The 12594-nt window shown below is 69.5% G+C and carries 14 protein-coding genes; 8 read left to right on the top strand and 6 right to left on the bottom strand.

Features of this window, described 5'->3' with window-relative positions; genetic code table 11:
* Positions 1-51: 51 nt before the first annotated feature.
* Positions 52-363: a hypothetical protein gene (locus tag F3J18_RS31610; protein ID WP_166916041.1), complete on the bottom strand. Its 312-nt coding sequence runs from the start codon at positions 361-363 to the stop codon at positions 52-54.
* Positions 364-682: 319 nt separating this feature from the next.
* Here F3J18_RS31610 and F3J18_RS31605 point away from each other — a divergent pair, with 319 nt between their 5' ends.
* The 5 genes from F3J18_RS31605 to F3J18_RS31585 all read left to right on the top strand — a co-directional run bounded on the left by F3J18_RS31605 (position 683) and on the right by F3J18_RS31585 (position 4943).
* Positions 683-1408, top strand: a complete 726-nt coding sequence (locus tag F3J18_RS31605) for a response regulator transcription factor (protein WP_047836362.1) — start codon at positions 683-685, stop codon at positions 1406-1408.
* Between the two features lie 373 nt (positions 1409-1781).
* Positions 1782-2699, top strand: a complete 918-nt coding sequence (locus F3J18_RS31600; protein WP_025101175.1) for a metal-dependent hydrolase — start codon at positions 1782-1784, stop codon at positions 2697-2699.
* Between the two features lie 399 nt (positions 2700-3098).
* The gene (locus F3J18_RS31595) at positions 3099-3524 is read left to right on the top strand and encodes an MbcA/ParS/Xre antitoxin family protein (protein ID WP_013690924.1); all 426 of its coding nucleotides are present in this window, start codon (positions 3099-3101) and stop codon (positions 3522-3524) included.
* Complete coding sequence (locus F3J18_RS31590) at positions 3515-4222, top strand: RES family NAD+ phosphorylase (RefSeq protein WP_172535091.1); 708 nt, start codon at positions 3515-3517, stop codon at positions 4220-4222. Before F3J18_RS31595 ends, F3J18_RS31590 begins: the two co-directional genes overlap by 10 nt.
* Positions 4223-4289: 67 nt before the next feature.
* Positions 4290-4943, top strand: coding sequence for a DUF1345 domain-containing protein (locus F3J18_RS31585; RefSeq protein WP_025101177.1), 654 nt, complete (start codon positions 4290-4292; stop codon positions 4941-4943).
* A 40-nt stretch (positions 4944-4983) separates the two neighbouring features.
* On the opposite strand, the gene F3J18_RS31580 is transcribed toward F3J18_RS31585, so the two are convergent.
* The gene (locus F3J18_RS31580; RefSeq protein ID WP_025101178.1) at positions 4984-5655 is read right to left on the bottom strand and encodes a glutathione S-transferase; all 672 of its coding nucleotides are present in this window, start codon (positions 5653-5655) and stop codon (positions 4984-4986) included.
* Between the two features lie 152 nt (positions 5656-5807).
* On the opposite strand from F3J18_RS31580, the gene F3J18_RS31575 reads away from it, so the two are divergent.
* Both F3J18_RS31575 and F3J18_RS31570 read left to right on the top strand, forming a co-directional pair.
* The gene (locus tag F3J18_RS31575; protein WP_166916048.1) at positions 5808-6215 is read left to right on the top strand and encodes a VOC family protein; all 408 of its coding nucleotides are present in this window, start codon (positions 5808-5810) and stop codon (positions 6213-6215) included.
* Positions 6216-6509: 294 nt separating this feature from the next.
* Complete coding sequence (locus F3J18_RS31570; protein WP_166916046.1) at positions 6510-8153, top strand: DUF3459 domain-containing protein; 1644 nt, start codon at positions 6510-6512, stop codon at positions 8151-8153.
* Between the two features lie 61 nt (positions 8154-8214).
* Here F3J18_RS31570 and F3J18_RS31565 read toward each other — a convergent pair whose 3' ends face one another.
* Positions 8215-8862: a thiamine phosphate synthase gene (locus F3J18_RS31565; protein WP_166916045.1), complete on the bottom strand. Its 648-nt coding sequence runs from the start codon at positions 8860-8862 to the stop codon at positions 8215-8217.
* Entirely contained in the window at positions 8849-9754 is a 906-nt protein-coding gene (locus tag F3J18_RS31560) for a LysR family transcriptional regulator (protein WP_025100617.1), read from the bottom strand. Before F3J18_RS31560 ends, F3J18_RS31565 begins: the two co-directional genes overlap by 14 nt.
* Positions 9755-9856: 102 nt before the next feature.
* Here F3J18_RS31560 and F3J18_RS31555 point away from each other — a divergent pair, with 102 nt between their 5' ends.
* Entirely contained in the window at positions 9857-10765 is a 909-nt protein-coding gene (locus tag F3J18_RS31555; RefSeq protein WP_166916043.1) for an NAD-dependent epimerase/dehydratase family protein, read from the top strand.
* A gap of 156 nt (positions 10766-10921) precedes the next feature.
* Here F3J18_RS31555 and F3J18_RS31550 read toward each other — a convergent pair whose 3' ends face one another.
* Together F3J18_RS31550 and F3J18_RS31545 are read right to left on the bottom strand one after the other, a co-directional pair.
* Positions 10922-12259: a hemolysin family protein gene (locus F3J18_RS31550; RefSeq protein ID WP_036036947.1), complete on the bottom strand. Its 1338-nt coding sequence runs from the start codon at positions 12257-12259 to the stop codon at positions 10922-10924.
* Positions 12256-12594 (bottom strand): hypothetical protein (locus tag F3J18_RS31545; RefSeq protein WP_205195639.1); only part of this gene is annotated, 339 nt, incomplete at its 5' end. The genes F3J18_RS31545 and F3J18_RS31550, both read right to left, overlap by 4 nt.

The following is a 12594-nucleotide window of genomic DNA, read 5'->3' as shown; positions in this document are numbered from 1 at the left end:
GCCCGACGACGTCAGCGCGCGCCTGCCGGCCAAGTACCGCCGCGCCTATCGCTACGTGCTCGACAACCTCGACCGCGCGGACCTTTCGGTGCGCGAGATCGCCACCCAGATCGGCGTGACCGAGCGCACGAAGCCGATCCAGGCACCGGGCCGGTCGGTGATGAAGGCCCAACTGCCGTGCTCGGCGTACTCGCGTTCGAGCGCCTTGGTCACGCGCGTGATTTCCTCGTCGTTGCGGCCCACCAGGTAGTGGCCGAAGCCGCTCTCGAAGCTATAGCGCATCGCCGCGCCCATCGCCACGGCGACGGCCACGCAGGTCGCGAGGATCGCGAGGAACAGCTTGGAGGTGATGCCGACTTTCATGCGCAGCGGTGGTGTCGAGCAGGGCGGGGCTGGAAGGTCCGGCGCCGGCCGGTTGCGGGGCTTACTCGGGGCCGGATGCGGGGCCGGATGCAGGGCCGGATGCAGGGCCGAGGCGGCGGTCAGCCGCGGATTGTCCCGGTTTTGCGGCGGCCCGCGTGCCGGCGCGGACGGATTTCATATTTTCTCCTCATTTCCCCCATTTTTGATGCGCATTCTGTGCTTAGTCTCGGGGCCATCGTGCATCGCCCCGCCCGCGATGCGCCCCGGCGGCGCGGGCCGGTGGCGCCTCGCGCGCACCGACGTCAACCACGGATCGCCCATGAGCATCAACATCCTCGTCATCGAACCGAACGAAGCCCAGCGCGACGCGCTGCGCAGCCATTTCAGCAAGCACCGGATGGAGATGTCGGTCTGGTATTCGAGCGCCACCCTGGTCGAGCGCGTCGAGCGCGAGCAGCCCACCGCGATCGTGATGCGCGCCGGACCCGGTTATCCCGATACCTATGCCTCGCTGCGCCAGTTGCGCGCGGCCGGCTACGAGATGCCGGTGGTGCTGATCGGCGAGGCGCCCGATGTCAGCGACAAGGTGCTCGCGCTCGAATTCGGCGCCGACGATTTCCTCGCCGAGCCGCTCAACCTGCTGGAGCTGTCCACCCGCATCCGCACCATCGTGCAGCGCCCGGTGGGCCCGGCGCTCGGCGTGATGCAGGTGCCGCGCCCGCGCATGCTGGGCGCGATCGAGATCGACTTCGCCGCGCGCCGCGCCCGCAAGCACGGCCGCGACCTCGGCATGCGCCCCAGCGAATTCGCGCTGCTCAAGGCCTTCGTCAGCCATCCGCTGCAGGTGCTGTCGCGCGCGACCCTGCTGCAACTGCTGCAGGTCGGCGACGAATCGCGCTCGGAGCGCGGCCTCGACGTGCTGGTGTTCCGGCTGCGCGCGCTGATCGAGGACGATCCCGACCGGCCCCGGCATATCCAGACCATGCGCGGGCGCGGCTACATCTTCGTGCCGCCGGCCGAGGAGCCGGCGGCGGTCGCCGCCTGAGACAGCGGCGCGCCCGAGCGCCCGAATTTGCCGCCGAAACCGGCTTCGAGCGTTTCGACCCCATCCCGGGCAGGCCCCGAGCCTGTCGTTTTTCGCCGTCGGCCGGATTTTTTTCAGCCGGTGCCGCCCCCTTTTTCATCGATTCCTCAGACAGGCGCGGTTTCAAGCGGGGCGGCCCTGCCCGGCCCGGCGGCCCGCCGCGCCGGGCGTCTCGTTTGGAAGCGCGGCACTAGCGGGGGACTTGCGCGGGCGCGGCGAATCGCCGTATCTTTACATCGTCCAATGTAATCAATTCGGCGCGCGATCGATCCGCGAGCCGGGCGAGGCGCCCGGCGAACCCGCGAACCGCGCGTGCCGCCAAGGAGCATCGACGATGCCTCATCCGTCAGCAGCCGCCGTCGCGGCCGACATCATGCCCGTGCGCCGGGACCTGCGCTTCCCGCTCGCGATCGAGCGCGCCAAGGACTGGCACGGCCAGGGCCCGGCCGTCACGCACTTCTTCAACGCGCTGTCGCTGCTGTTCCCGGCCGGCGAGCGCTTCTTCATGGATTCGGTGCGCAACTACCGCGACCGCATCGACGATCCGGTGCTCAAGCAGCAGGTGCTGGGTTTCATCGGCCAGGAGGCGATGCACACGCGCGAGCACGTCGAGTACAACGAGGCGCTGCAGGCCAACCGGCTGCCGGCGCGCAAGCTCGACCAGCGCGTCTGGAAGGTGCTGGGCTGGATGAAGCGCGTGATGCCGCATTCGATGCAGCTCGCCCACACGGTGGCGGCCGAGCACTACACGGCCATGCTGGCCGGGCTGCTGCTCGACGACCCGTCCCGCATGAACGGCGCCGAGGAGGGCTACAAGCAGATGTGGCTGTGGCACGCGCTGGAGGAAACCGAGCACAAGGCGGTGTCCTTCGACGTCTGGAACGCGGTGATGGAGCCGGGCGCGAAGCGCTACCTGCTGCGCGTGGGCACCTACCTGATGACCACGCTGACCTTCTGGCCGACCGTGTTCCTGATCCACACGCGGCTGATCCGCTCGGATCGGCAGGCCGACCACCGCGTGCGCGGCATGTGGCGCGTGATCAAGTTCCTGTACGGGCCGCGCCACGGCGTGTTTCCGCGCATCGCGCGCGAATGGCTCGATTTCTTCCGGCCCGGTTTCCATCCCTGGGATCACGACAACCGGCGCCATCTGGCGATGATGTCGCAGATCGTCGCCGCCAACGAGGCGCGGCAGGCCGATTGGGTCGAGCCGCAGGTCTCGGCGGTGCGCAGGCGGCTCGGCGCGGCCTGAGGGCGGCGCGGGCAGTGGCCCGAACCCCATCGAAACGACAGCAAGACGGCACGAGGATGAAGCCGGGCACGATCCGGCAGGCAGGCAAGGCGGCGGCGCGATGCGTCGCCGCTTTTTTTGCGCGGCCCGATGACGCCGCGATGGCGTGATGACCGCGCGCCGCCGCATCTTTCGAGGGCGATTCCTCTGACTTTTTGCTGCGAACGCCGAGCCGATCGGCGCGGCGTTCGCGCCAGGCCAGCGCGGCAGCGGTACCGCCGGAGGGGCCTGCCGGGCCGCGCCGGCGACCGATCGGCGGCTGTCCCCGCCGCCATGACCGCAACTTCCGATCATCGGGCCCTTGCAATCATCCGGGAATGGACTAATCTTGTTAGTCAATTCACTTTGAGACTAACGGCCATGTCTCGACCCGCACCGACCCCGCTACCGGATTCGCATCCGGTGCCCGAAGCGACTCCGGCGCAGATGTCCGCCGCCGGCCTGCGTGCGTTCTTCAACATCGCGCGCGACTGGGACCTGTCGACCGAGCAGCAGATCGTCCTGCTCGGCTCACCGGGCCGCTCGACCTTCTTCAAATGGAAGAACGCGCCGCAGGCGGCGCGCCTGCCGCGCGACACGCTGGAGCGCCTGTCGCTGATGCTCGGCATCTACAAGGCGCTGCAGATCCTGCTGCCGCCCGAGGCGGCCGACGGCTGGCTCAAGCGCAGCAACAGCGCTGCGCCCTTCAACGGCGGCCGTGCGCTGGACCGCATGCTGGCCGGCAACGTCAGCGACCTGGTGGCGGTGCGCCAGTATCTCGACGCGGTGCGGGGGGGCTGGGCGTGAGCGCGGCCGATCGCTCGACCCGCTGGCCCGTCACCACGCTCGACTGGGCGCCCGCCTACCGGGTGATTCCCACCCGCTTTCCCGCCATCAACCTGTTCGACCGGGTGGCCTCGCCCGAGGATTTCGACGCGCTCTACGCGCTCGAGGCGATGACCAACGACCGGGTGCGCGCCGAGGTCGGCCAACTCGAACTGGTGCCGCCGGCGGAGCGCCGCTACGGCCCCGGCTACGGGCCGATCATGGCGGCCTTCACGCACCTGAATCCGCAGGGCAGCCGTTTCTCCGACGGCAGCTACGGCGTGTTCTACTGCGCGCGCTCGCGCGCCACCGCGATCGCCGAGACGCGTCATCACACCGGCCTGTTCCTGGCCGCCACGCGCGAGAAGCCGATGCGCCAGCAGATGCGGCTCTATACCGTGGCGGCGCAGGGCGAGGTGGCCGACATCCGCGCCTGGCCCGAGCGCGACCCGGCCCTGCTCGACGCGCTCGACTATTCGGCGGGGCAGGCCTTCGGGCGCATGGTGCGCGGCGCCGGTTTCGCGGGCCTGGCCTATCCCTCGGTGCGCGATCGCGGCGGCGAGTGCCTGGCCGCGTTCCGCACCACCTTGCTGCGCGACTGCCATCACGCCGCCTACCTCGAGTACAACTGGAACGGCTCGGCCGTCGACGTGGTGTTCGAGCTGAACCAGGTCGGCTGAGGCCGGCCGCTTATTTCCGCTTATTTCCGCTTGTTCCCGCTTGTTCCCGCGTTCTCCGGAGATACCGATGTCGAGTCTGCCGATGCTGTTTCGCAATCGTCCGCGCATGTGGGTCGCGCTGCTGGTGGGGATGGTGGCCGCGGCCCTGCTGCCGGCCGTGCACAGCCGTTTCGCGCGCGTGCTGATCGGCTGGGACGTGACGGTGTGGTTCTATCTCGCGCTGATGTGGTGGCAGATGACGCGCGCGCATCACGACAAGGTGCGCGAGATCGCGATGCGCGAGGACGAGAGCGCCACCACCGTGCTGACCATCATCTGCCTGGCGACGGTGGCCAGCGTGGCCGCGATCGCGGTGGAGCTGGCCAGCGCCAAGAGCGTGGGCCTGCGCGCCGGCATCGAGCACTACGCGGTGACGGGCGCGACGCTGTTCGGCGCCTGGTTCCTGATCCCGACCATCTTCACCCTGCATTACGCGCGGCTCTATTACCAGTCGCCGCCCAAGTCGCGCGCGCTGCAGTTTCCCGATCGCGAGCTCGAGCCCGATTACTGGGACTTCCTCTACTTCTCGTTCACCATCGCGGTCGCCTCGCAGACCTCGGACGTGATGCTGAACAATCGCTCGATCCGGCGCGCGGGCCTCGCGCAGTCGATCCTCTCGTTCTACTTCAACATGGCGGTGCTGGGCCTGTCGATCAACGTGGCGGCCGGGCTGCTGGGCTAGGCGCGGTGCATGCCCGCTCCGCGCCCGGTATCGCCGTGCCTCAGCCGACCATCGCGTAGGGGCCGCCGCGTTCCAGCGCGCGCTGGTAGGCGGGCCGCGCGTGGATGCGCTCCAGGAAGGCGCGGATCGCCGGCAGTTGCGCGAGCGTGTCGGCGCGCGAGGCGGCCGCTTCCAGCGGAAAGCTCATCTGCACGTCGGCGGCGCTGAAGCTGTCGCCGACGAACCAGCCGGTCTCGCGCAGCGCCGCGTCGACGTAGCCGAGATGGAGCTTCAACTGCGGATCGACGAAGCTCGATTGCAGCGTCGACGAGATCTTGCGCGCGATCGGCCTGGCGAAGAACGGCATCGGCGCCTGCGCGATGCGCAGCGCCACCAGCTTGAGCAGCAGCGGCGGCATCGCCGAGCCTTCCGCGTAGTGCAGCCAGTAGGTATAGCGCAGCCGCTGCGGCGTGCCCGGCGGCGGCGCGAAACGGCCCTCGCCGTAGCGCTCGACCAGGTACTCGATGATCGCGCCCGATTCGGCCAGCGTGAAACCCTCGTCGGTGAGCACCGGCGACTTGCCGAGCGGATGCACGGCGCGCAGCTCGGGCGGCGCGAGCATGGTCTTGGGGTCGCGCTGGTAGCGCTTGAGCTCGTAGGGAACGCCGAGTTCTTCAAGCAGCCAGAGCACGCGCTGCGAGCGCGAGTTGTTCAGGTGGTGGACGATCAGCATGAGCCTGTGGGATGGGGGGCGCCTCGCACGCAGGGCGTGCCGCTCGCGATGGCGACGGGCGAGCGGACCGGAACGGGGCCGGCCGGGTTATGCTCGCGCAGGCGGGCGGGTGACGGCCCGCGTTCCAGATCCAGACGAGAGAGACCTTGCCGATGCCGATTCCGATGACCCGGGTGATTCTATACACGCACGACGTGCGCCAGTTGAAGTGTTTCTACCAAACGTATTTCACGCTGCCGCTGCGCGAGGAGATCGAAGGGGAGTGGGTGGTGCTCGACGCGGGCGGTATCGAGCTCGCCCTGCATCATGTCGGCGAGGCGTATCGGAGCCCGCCCGGGGAAGGCGCGGCGCGTTCGGGAACGGGTTCCAACGCGAAATTCGTGTTCCAGGTCGAAGCGGGCATCGAGGCCTTGCACGACAGGCTGCTGCAGGCCGGCGTGCCGATGCGCGGCATCAAGCGCTACGACGGTTTTCCCTATCGGCTTTGCGACGGCACGGATCCGGAAGGCAACGTGTTCCAGTTGATGCAAGCCGATGCGGCAGGTGCCGCCGCAAGCTGAACGCGGGCCTCGATCGTTTCGGGTTCCTGTCGAATCGCGTGCACCGCCGGGCGGCACGCGAGGCGGCCGGCGCATGCGGAAGGTGCGCCGCGCACCGCCGTCGCGCGGTGGTGCATGCGCGCGGTGCGGTAGCGAATTCCGTGCCGCGTCGCGCGGCGAGCGCAAGGGTCAAGACGCATTTAAAAGCGGTGTCCGACACTCGCACGCGCTTGCGATTCGGCGCATACTGCTTGCTCCCGCTGCCCGGCACGTCGCTTGCAGTGCCGGCCATGCCTCCCTAAAGGAGCGCATCACATGTCCGACTGTCCGCACGATCCTTACGCACACCGCTACACGCATTGCCTGCCGTTCGGCGCCCAACCCTGCAGCGCCTCCGCCGCCACGCTTCGTACCCACTTCCGCCTGTGGGCGCCCGCCAGCGCCGAGGTGCGCCTCGAATTCGGCATCGACGGCGCGGCGGAACCCGCCATCGAGATGGCGCCGGCCGGCAACGGCTGGTTCGAGACCTTCGCCGAATGCGGCCCCGGCGCGCGCTACCGCTACCGGCTCGACGACACGCTGCTGATTCCCGATCCCGCCTCGCGCTCGCAGCCCGAGGGCGTCGGCGGCGCGAGCGAGGTGATCGATCCGCGCGCCTTCGAGTGGCGCAACACCTTCTGGCGCGGCCGGCCCTGGGAGGAGATCGCGCTGTATGCGATCCGTCCCGGCGCGCTCGGCGGCTACGATGCCGTGCGCCAGCGCCTGCCGCAGCTCGCCCGGCTCGGCGTGACCGCCATCGAGTTGCTGGCCTCGCCCGATACCACGCACGACAGCCTGCCGTTCGCGCCGGTGGCCGCCTACGGCGGCCCGAACGCGCTCAAGGCGCTGATCGACGCGGCGCATGGCCTGGGCCTCGCGGTGCTGCTCGATCTCGACTACGCGCGCTTCGGCACCGGCAACGAAGCCTTGCGTCGCTACGCGGTGCCGTTCTTCCAGTTGCGCGACGATCCCCAGCAGGCGCCGCTCGCGCTGGAGCATCCCGAGGTCTGCGATTTCTTTTGCGACAACGCGCTCTACTGGATCGAGGAATATCGCTGCGACGGGCTGCGCCTGCGCGAGGCGGACCGGATCGGCACCGCGGGCCTGCGCGAGATCGCCGATCGCGTGCGCGGGGCCGTCTCGTCCGATCGCCTCGTGCACTTCGTGCTCGGCAGCGAGCGCCATCCCTCGCACCTGGCCGAGACGCATTTCGACGCGCAATGGAACGAATGCGGCGAGCGCGCGCTGCATCGCCTGACCGGGCGTGCCGCGCATCCGTATCGCGAGGCGATCTCGACGCGCCAGACCATCCACACGCTGGCCCGCGCGCTGACGGCGGGCGGCTCGGCCTACCAGCGCGTCGGCGACGAACGCGGCGGCAACGACATCACGCTGCCGATCACCTCGCTGGTGTTGTCCGACGGCGCGTGCCGGCCGACGGCCGCCACGCGCGAGGCGGGGCTGGCGGCGCTCGCGCTGTCGCTGCTGACGCCGCAGATCCCGCTGGTGTTCGCCGAGGCCGCGCCCGACGCGGCCAGCGAGCGTTTCGTGCAATCGGCGCTGGCGGTGCGCGCCAAGCTGATCGCGCCGCGCCTGCTCGATTCGCGGCCGCAATCGGCCGAGCTGCTGCGGCTGGCCGATGGCGTCGAGGCCGATGCGCTGCTGGCGGTCTGGCGGCTCGGCGACGGCGAGCTGCTCAGTCTCGCGCTGAACCTGTCGCCCGATCCGCTGTCGCTCGCGCATGCGCCCAAGGGCACCATCGTGTTCGAGACGCCGGCGCGGGCACGCGATCGCGTGCTGTTCGGCGAGTTGCCGCCTTATGCGCTGGTCGCCTGGGTGACGGGCGACGTCAATCGTTATGCGCTCTCGCATGACGCGCGCTTCTATCCTCGCGAGGGTGCCGCGGCGTTCAACGCCTGAGCGGCGTTTCTCCCTGTCGCGCGGTGTTGCCGGGTCGGCGGCGCCGCGCGCATTCCCTCTCTCAGAACACCCCGAAACCGCGAATGCCGGCGACGCCATGCGCGCCGTGGGTACGCGCGTCCGGCAGGTCCTCGCATGTCATGCCGCCGAGCGCGTAGACGGCGGGGCGCGCTGGCGGCGGCGCCGCGGATTCGATGGCGGCCCCTGCCTGCGCGATGCATTGCGCGAAGCCGTGCCAGCCGAGCGCCGGCGCGCCGGGATGGGTGAGGGTCGGTTTGACCGGCGAGAGCGTGACGAGATCCGCGCCGATCCGTCGGGCCTGCCGCAAGGACGCCGCATCGTGGCAGGCCGCCGACAACAGCACCTCGCGCGCCACCGGTCTCGACGAGGCGGCGAATAGCGAGGCCTCGCTCAAATGCACGCCGTCGGCGCCGAGCGCGAGCGCGGCGGCCGGCGTGATCGCGCCGTTGCAGATCACGCGCGCGTCTGCTGCATGCGCGAGCTCGATCACGCGCGCGGCCAGCGCGGCATAGGTTTTTGCATCGAGGCTTTTCACGCGCAATTGCAGCAGCGCGATGCCGTTCGCGAAGGCTGCTTCGAGTCGCGCCGCGAACGCATCGAGCGCATCCGTCGTGGCGGATGCGGGCTCCGGCGTGATCAGGTAGACGGCCGGCAGCGCGGGACGCGCCGCGGCCTCAGAGCTTGACATGCTGGCTCAGGAAATCGAGGAAGCCCTGCACGCGCCCGGTCAGCGCGGCGTGGCGATAGTAGACGGCATTGATCGGCTGCCGATAGTCGCTCATCAGCTCGCCGAGCAGCGGGACCAGGTGCCCCGCCGCGATATCGGCGGCGGTCATGAAATCGGACAGGCAGACGATGCCGAGCCCGCCGAGCGCGAGATGGCGCAGCGTCTCGCCGCTCGAGGCGGTATGGGCCGGCTCGATGACGACGCCCTCGCCGTCGGGCTGGCCGCCCGCGCCGCGCCGGCGCAGCGGCCAGCGGTTGAGGGTTTCGATGTCGCTGAAGCCGAGCAGCTTGTGCCGCTTCAGGTCGGCGACGCTGCGCGGCGTGCCGTGCTCGGCCAGGTAGGCGGGGCTGGCCAGGATGTGCAGCGGGCAGGCGCCGAGCGCTCGCGCATGCAGCGTCGAATCGGGCAGCGTGCCGATCCGGATCGCGATGTCGATGCGCTGCTCGATCAGGTCGACGAAACGTTCGTTGTTGGTCAGTTCGAGCTGGATGTCGGGATAGCGCGCGGTGAAGGCGGGCAGGTTCGGCACGATCGCGTGCAGCATGAAGGGCGTGGCGGCGTCCACGCGCAGCCGCCCGGCCGGCTTCACGCGGCCCAGCGACACGGCCGTCTCGGCCTCTTCCACCGATTGCAGGATGTCGCGCGCGCGCGTGAGCAGCAACTCGCCCTCGTCGGTCAACTGCGAGCTGCGCGTGGTCCGGCGCAGCAGCGTGACGCCGAGCTTGCGTTCCAGCCGGTTCAGCGCGCGGCTCACGCCCGACACGGTCTGGCCGAGCTGCTCGGCGGCGGCGGTGATCGAGCCGCTGTCGATGATCGCGACGAAGGTCTGCAATTCCTCGGTCGAGGTCTTCATTTTTGATCCTGATTCAAGAATGACTTGAGCCTAACACGGTTTTTACGAGGCCCGATCGCGCTCACACTGGCTGCATTCACGAACCGATACAAGGAGTGCGACATGAAGATTTTCGTCACGGGCGCGGGTGGTTTCATCGGCGGCTCGATCGCCGCTGGACTGGCCGGCGACGGGCACCAGGTGGTCGGGCTGGTGCGCCGCGAGGAGCAGGCCGAGGAACTGCGCGCGATCGGCGTCGAGCCGCGGCTCGGTTCGCTCGACGATCGCGCGTTGCTGGTGCGCGAGGCCCAGGCGGCCGATGCGGTGATCAACGCGGCCGATAGCGACCATCGCGGCGCGGTCGAGGCGCTGATCGAAGGGCTGGGCGGTTCGGGCAAGGTGCTGCTGCATACCAGCGGCTCGAGCATCGTCGGCGACGCCTCGGGCGGCGAGGGCAGCGAGACGATCTACTACGAGGACAAGCTGCCCGAGCCGACCGCCGACAAGGCCGCGCGCGTGGCGATCGACAATCTCGTGCTGGGCGCCTCGCGGCAAGGCATTCGTCCCGCCGTGCTGTGCAATACGCTGATCTACGGCCATGGCCTGGGCCTGCCGCGCGAGAGCGTGCAACTGCCGCGCCTGATCCGCCAGGCGCGCAAGAGCGGCGTGGTGCGCCACGTCGGCCCGGGCCGCAACATCTGGTCGAACGTGCATATCGACGACGTGGTCGAGGTCTATCGGCTCGCGTTGCAACGCACGCCGGCCGAAGGCACCTTCTACTTCGTCGAGAACGGCGAGGCGGCATTCCGCGACATGTCGGCCGCGATCGCCCGGGCGATGGGCCTGGGCGCGGCGCAGGACTGGCCGCTGAAGGACGCCGAGGCGGAATGGGGCTACGAGATGGCGAACTACGGCCTGGGCTCGAACAGCCGCGTGCGCGGCGAACGCGCCAGGCGCCTGCTCGGCTGGCAGCCGAAGCACGCCTCGGTGCTCGACTGGATCGCCGCCGACATGCGGCACGAGCGCGCCTGAGGCGGCGCGCCGATCCGGCGCGTGACGGCAGCGGAAAAGGGCGCAAGCCGGCCCGCGCGCGATGGCCTCGGGGCCGTCGCGCGCGGGCGTTTTTGTTTCGGGGAGAGAGAACGGCGGCGAGGGAGGGTGCCGCCGCCGTCGCGCTTACTCGTCGGCTTACTCGTCGGCTTCCTTCAGCGCCTTCGGGTAGACGCGCACCAGCACGATGCGCGGCCCGTTCATCTTCTTCACGACCACGTCGAAGCTGTCGAAGGACACGCGCTGGCCCTCGGTCGGCAGGTCGCTGAGGGCCTGGATCACCAGGCCGCCGACCGATTCGGCGCGGCCCTCGTCGATGTCGATGCCCAGCGCCTGCTCGAGCGACACCACCGGCAGGCTGCCCTTGCCCATCAGCGTGCCGTCGTCCAGGCGCGCCCAGTCGGCGTCGCCCTGGCGGAACTCGTCGTGGATCTGGCCGACCAGCGCGCCGAGCAGGTTGTCGAGCGTGAGGAAGCCGATCGGTTTCTCGTGCTTGTTGCCGACCAGCGCGAAGTGCGGCGCGCCCTTGCGGAAGCGCCGGAACAGCTCGAGCGCGGGCGTGTCGGGCCGCACGTACTGGACCGGGCGCACGTAGTCGGACAGGTCCTCCAGCGCGGCGCCGGCATGGCGCGCCAGCAGCAGGTCCTTCAGATGGATCAGGCCCGTCACCTGCTCGCGCGAGGCGTCGGTAAACAGCGGGTAGCGGCTGAAGCGATGGCGCGCCACCACCTCCATGTTGTCGGGCAGCGGCAGGTCGCGGCGCAGGCCGATCATCTCGTTGGCCGGGCGCATCAGGTCCGATACCGTCATCGAGGAGAAGTCGAGCGAATGCGCCAGCGTGTTCCACTCGTCGTTGCTGTAGGTGGCCACCGGCGCCTTGGCGCCGGCCGCGTTGCGGCGGCTGCGCAGGATCAGCTTCAGCTCGTCGGTCGAATAATGCGAGTCGCCGCCGTGCTCGGCGGACAGGCCGACGATGCGCAGCACCGCGTTGGCGCTGCTGTTCAGCACCCAGATCGCCGGGTACATCATCCAGTAGAAGGCATAGAGCGGCAGCGCCAGCCACAGGCCGACCTGCTCGGGCTGGCGGATCGCCATCGATTTCGGCGCGAGCTCGCCCACCACGATGTGCAGGAAGGAGATCACCGAGAACGCGAACACCAGCGAGATCGCGTGCACCAGTTGCGGCGATTCGATGCCCAGCGCGTCAAGCAGCGGCGAGAGGATCTCGGCGAAGGCGGGCTCGCCGATCCAGCCGAGGCCGAGCGAGGCCAGCGTGATGCCGAGCTGGCAGGCGGACAGGTAGGCGTCGAGGCGCGCATGGACGATGCGCAGGATGCGGCCGCGTAGGCCGTGCTGACGGGCCAGCGTCTTGACGCGCGTGGCGCGCAGCTTGACGAGACCGAATTCGGCGGCCACGAAGAACCCGTTCAGGGCCACCAGCAACAACGCGCCGATCAGCGCGATGATCTGTATCAACGAAACGACTCCGGGAATAAAGGAAGCGTCAGTATAGAGGCGGAAAGGCGCACGTAAAGTTCGTGCGCCGGAAAAAAGCTCATGCGCTGGCCTTGCGCGGCAGCGTCAGGGTGCTGCGTGCAGCGCTGCCGGCGGCGAGTTCCGGTGCCGTGAAGCTGCCGCCGTGGGCGAGCGCCACGCGCTGGCACAGCGCGATCGCCCAGGGCGGGCGCCGCCGCGCCGCGTACCCGGCAGGGCAGGTTCTGCATCACGTAGTGCTTGTGGAAATCCTCCTGGCTGAGGTCGCGCGCGTCGAGCGAATCGATCTCCTCCGAGGCTTCGTAGTTGGGAAAGCC

Origin of the sequence: Burkholderia sp. Ax-1720, from assembly GCF_011753035.1 — a bacterium.
Classification (GTDB): Bacteria; Pseudomonadota; Gammaproteobacteria; order Burkholderiales; family Burkholderiaceae; genus Burkholderia; species Burkholderia gladioli.
Note: the sequence above shows the minus strand (reverse complement) of the source record. Positions and strands in the feature narration are given on the sequence as shown.

Excerpts from the sequence above, each read along its gene's own strand:
- F3J18_RS31610 (WP_166916041.1), bottom strand. The coding sequence starts at position 363 with ATGAAAGTCGGCATCACCTCCAAGCTGTTCCTCGCGATCCTCGCGACC.
- F3J18_RS31605 (WP_047836362.1), top strand. The coding sequence starts at position 683 with ATGAGCATCAACATCCTCGTCATCGAACCGAACGAAGCCCAGCGCGAC.
- F3J18_RS31600 (WP_025101175.1), top strand. The coding sequence starts at position 1,782 with ATGCCTCATCCGTCAGCAGCCGCCGTCGCGGCCGACATCATGCCCGTG.
- F3J18_RS31595 (WP_013690924.1), top strand. The coding sequence starts at position 3,099 with ATGTCTCGACCCGCACCGACCCCGCTACCGGATTCGCATCCGGTGCCC.
- F3J18_RS31585 (WP_025101177.1), top strand. The coding sequence starts at position 4,290 with ATGTCGAGTCTGCCGATGCTGTTTCGCAATCGTCCGCGCATGTGGGTC.
- F3J18_RS31580 (WP_025101178.1), bottom strand. The coding sequence starts at position 5,655 with ATGCTGATCGTCCACCACCTGAACAACTCGCGCTCGCAGCGCGTGCTC.
- F3J18_RS31575 (WP_166916048.1), top strand. The coding sequence starts at position 5,808 with ATGCCGATTCCGATGACCCGGGTGATTCTATACACGCACGACGTGCGC.
- F3J18_RS31570 (WP_166916046.1), top strand. The coding sequence starts at position 6,510 with ATGTCCGACTGTCCGCACGATCCTTACGCACACCGCTACACGCATTGC.
- F3J18_RS31565 (WP_166916045.1), bottom strand. The coding sequence starts at position 8,862 with ATGTCAAGCTCTGAGGCCGCGGCGCGTCCCGCGCTGCCGGCCGTCTAC.
- F3J18_RS31560 (WP_025100617.1), bottom strand. The coding sequence starts at position 9,754 with ATGAAGACCTCGACCGAGGAATTGCAGACCTTCGTCGCGATCATCGAC.
- F3J18_RS31555 (WP_166916043.1), top strand. The coding sequence starts at position 9,857 with ATGAAGATTTTCGTCACGGGCGCGGGTGGTTTCATCGGCGGCTCGATC.